Raw genomic sequence first — 3949 nt, 5'->3', positions numbered from 1 at the left:
TTGGAGCAAATGATTCTGTGAGAGCGCCAAGCAAACAACAGTTTATGGAATGCTATAGAAAGATTATAAACACCATAAAACACAGTGCAACAAACCATATAATACTTGAAACCACACCAACCCTTGATCAGCAATGGCATAGTCAGAAAAATAATCCATCAGCCATTTTTTATGGTGGGCTCGAGAATTATCTTGAATTTTTCAGCCACTCATTTATAAGGGAAACAGCAAAACTTGAGGATCTGATTCCAAAGAGTGTTCCTGTCGAGTCTGCCGCAATGGTCGTTGGTGGTGGAGTTGCCGGTATGCAGGCAGCCCTTGATCTTGCCAGTGCAGGAATCAAGACCTATCTGATTGAGCGGACTCCGACCATCGGTGGCCGTATGTCCCAGCTTGATAAGACGTTCCCAACCCTTGACTGTTCCCAGTGTATTCTTACACCAAAGATGGTGGATGTCGGCCGTCATCCGAATATCGAACTCATGACCTACACCGAAGTCGAGAAGGTTGAAGGATATATTGGTAATTTTGATGTAACCCTCCGCAAGAAAGCCCGTGGTGTTCTGACTCCAAAGGAAGCAACGGCAAAGGGTATCGTCGGTGGTGGTTGTAACGGGTGTGGAGACTGTGCAGGAGTCTGTCCAGTTATCAAGCCAAACCCGTTCGAGATGGGAATGGCTCCACGAAAGGCTATTTACATCTACCATGCACAGGTTATGCCTCTTATCTACACCGTCGACTTTGATTCCTGTGTCAAGTGCGGTCTGTGTGTAGAAGCCTGTGGTGAAAAGAAGGCAATTGATCTAGAGATGCAGGACGAATTTATCACGGTAAAGGTAGGAACCGCAGTTCTTGCAACCGGATACGAACTCTTCCCAATCGAAAACAAGAGAGAATGGGGATACAAGCAGTTTGACAACGTCATTAATGCCCTTGAGTTCGAGCGTCTGATTTGTGCATCCGGTCCGACCGGTGGTCACCTGGTCCGTCCAAGTGACGGTAAGACCCCAATGAAGGTTGGATTTGTGCTGTGTGCAGGATCCAGAGATAATACCGGAATTGGAAAGCCATATTGTTCCAGATTCTGTTGTATGTACTCACTCAAGCATGCCCATCAGATCATGGAAAAGATTCCGGGTGCCGTTGCATACCTCTTCTACATGGATATCCGGTCCTTTGGTAAGATGTATGAAGAGTTCTACTACCGTATCCAGAACGAAGGTGCCAAGTTCATCCGTGGACGTGTCGCCAATGTGCTTGAGGATAAGGAGACAAAGAACCTGCATGTCTTTACTGAAGATACCCTGCTTGGCCGTCCGGTTGATGTGGAAGTCGACCTGCTTGTCCTTGCAGCAGCAGTTCAGCCAAATGAAGGTGCAAACGAACTTCGGAAGAAGTTTGGAGTGTCTGCATCCCAGGACGGCTGGATGCTTGAAGCTCACCCGAAATTAAACCCCTGTGGAACTACTACTGCAGGAGTGTTCCTCGCCGGTGTCTGTCAGGGTCCAAAAGATATTCCAGATACGGTAGCACAGGCAGAAGGAGCAGCATCAGCAGCATCTATCCCAATTCATATGGGTGAGGTCGAGCTTGAGCCATACTTTGCTATCTGTATTGATGAGCTGTGTGCCGGTTGTGGTATGTGTGTGAATCTCTGCCCGTACTCTGCACTCTCGCTTGGTGAGAAGAACGGCAGAACCGTCATGGTTGTTACGGAAGCCAAGTGTAAAGGCTGTGGTACTTGTGGTGGATTCTGTCCGGGTGGAGCAATCAAGATGCAGCACTTTACCACACCACAGATCGCAGCGCAGATTGATGCATTCTTTGCAGGAGGAGAACAGTAATGGCAGACGAATGGAAACCACAGATTCTTGCTATCATCTGTAACTGGTGTTCCTACGCCGGTGCTGACCTTGCCGGTGGTGCACGTATCCAGTACCCACCAACAGTGCGGGCAATCCGTGTCATGTGTACCGGCCGTGTTGACATGCTCTTCATCCTTAAGGCATTTGCTGAGGGAGCGGACGGAGTCCTCGTCTCCGGATGTCACTTTGGTGACTGTCACTACCTTGAAGGTAACTACAAGGCCGCAAAGCGTATGTTCATGATCAAGTCCCTGCTCAGAAATATCGGTCTTGATGACAAACGTTTCCGTATGACCTTTGTATCAGCATCCGAGGGTGCAAAGTGGGGTATGGTCATGGAAGATGTCACCAACACCATCAAGGAACTTGGTCCCAGCCCGATCAAAGAATTCAAAAAATAAATATTTTTTTCGTATTCACATATCTGATTATCTAATATACGGATAATTCACGTACAGCCATCACCGTACCGGATACGAAATGAAATCCCGGACCGGGAAATACGTGTTCTCTCTATTCTATATCTTCCGGTCAGACGGACATATTCCTCATTTGCGTCAAGAACCTATCCCTGCATGTTCAGGACAACACACCTGGTTCCCGTCGTTTCAATAAGACTCCGATATCGCTCTTCGCTTTTTTTCAGTCTTTTCTCTTATTCTTTTTGGGAGGTAATGTCAATTCCGACGCCAACAAAAAATCGAGATTTTCTGCTGAATCAAAAATCGGTCTGCCCCTTCAATCAACCAAAAAGATCGTACCTCTCCATAATTTGAAGGTTTTTATCAATACAACACCTTTCAGGATGACCGATACGCCAATAATAACATAGATGAAATGATATGTATGGAATATCCATCCTCATTTCTGGATGCTGATCCATTCTCCCAAGAACTGGGAATAAAACTGGAGTCGGTATCAAAAAATTCAGCAACTCTTTCGTTATTAATTTCAAAAAAACACCTGAACAGTCATGGTACCGTACATGGCGGGGTGATCTATACCCTTGCTGATGCTGCATTTGCTGTTGCAAGCAATGCTGACGGGACCCCGTCAGTTGCAATCAATACCTCAATAACATATATGAAAGCGGTGAAATCCGGGAAACTTATCGCAAAGGTACATGAATTTTCAAAAAATCATGCATTAGGATCATACATCGTTGAGATATTTGATCATGATGGAGAAAAGATTGCAGTATTTCAGGGATTGGCCTACCGGAAAAGAAAATAAACGAGATTATCGTATTTCCATCTGTTTTTATTATTTCTCTAAATTCTTTTTAAAATAAAAAAATCAGGAGGTAACGGACTTTTCATCAAAGTCATTTCCCTTGTCCCGGACTGCCAGTGAAACCAGGATCGTTACCAGGAAACCAAACGGAATCGATACGATACCCGGATTTTCAAGCGGGAATAGTGCAGATGTACCCATGACCGTCGGGCTTATCAGGATCAGTCCGACCGATACACTAATACCAGTTACAATCCCTGCTATGATCCCTCGTTCGGTGCTCTTTTTCCAAAAGAGCGTGCAGATAAGGGCCGGGATATTCGCACTTGCCGCGATTGCAAATGCCAGCCCGACCATGAATGCCACGTTCTGACCCTTGGAAACAATCCCCAGGACGATTGCGATCACACCAACCGTTATTGCTGTTATTTTCGATATCATGAGCGCCTTTGCCTCGTCTGAACGTTTTCCCATCACCTCAGAATAGATATCATGGGCGATTGCTCCCGCAGCGGCTATGATCAGCCCTGATACCGTTCCCAGGATAGTTGCAAATGCAATTGACGCTATGATTGCAAAGAACCACTCACCACCAATAAACTCTGCAAGGAGCGGAGCCGAGAGGTTTGAGTTCTTTGGATCAACCGTCATGAAATAATTCGCTCCAAGACCCAGGAACAAGGTCAGCACATAGAATGCCCCGATGGATATGATCGCCACGACTGTTGATCGCCGTGCATCTGCAGGAGTCGGTACGGTAAAGTACCGTATGAGAATGTGGGGCAGTGCTGCAGTTCCCAGGATCAGCCCAAGCGCCAGGGATGCAAAGTCAATCGGGTTTTTAAATTTCA

Annotated in this window: 4 protein-coding genes; 3 read left to right on the top strand and 1 reads right to left on the bottom strand. The window is 46.3% G+C overall.

The annotated features are described in order from the left end of the window. The 3 genes from PLA23_RS11220 to PLA23_RS11210 form a co-directional block, all read left to right on the top strand. The coding region (locus PLA23_RS11220; RefSeq protein WP_324475240.1) for a 4Fe-4S dicluster domain-containing protein at positions 1-1844 on the top strand (1844 nt) is incomplete at its 5' end. Then, positions 1844-2266: a hydrogenase iron-sulfur subunit gene (locus PLA23_RS11215; RefSeq protein WP_324329451.1), complete on the top strand. Its 423-nt coding sequence runs from the start codon at positions 1844-1846 to the stop codon at positions 2264-2266. The genes PLA23_RS11220 and PLA23_RS11215, both read left to right, overlap by 1 nt. 445 nt (positions 2267-2711) lie before the next feature. Continuing rightward, the gene (locus PLA23_RS11210) at positions 2712-3098 is read left to right on the top strand and encodes a PaaI family thioesterase (RefSeq protein ID WP_324475239.1); all 387 of its coding nucleotides are present in this window, start codon (positions 2712-2714) and stop codon (positions 3096-3098) included. Positions 3099-3161: 63 nt separating this feature from the next. Here PLA23_RS11210 and PLA23_RS11205 read toward each other — a convergent pair. Next, the coding region (locus tag PLA23_RS11205; protein ID WP_324475237.1) for a sodium:solute symporter family transporter at positions 3162-3949 on the bottom strand (788 nt) is incomplete at its 5' end.

The sequence above is a fragment of the Methanospirillum sp. genome, from assembly GCF_035406105.1.
Taxonomy (GTDB): Archaea; Halobacteriota; Methanomicrobia; order Methanomicrobiales; family Methanospirillaceae; genus Methanospirillum.
This window is presented reverse-complemented; position numbering and strand designations above follow the sequence as displayed.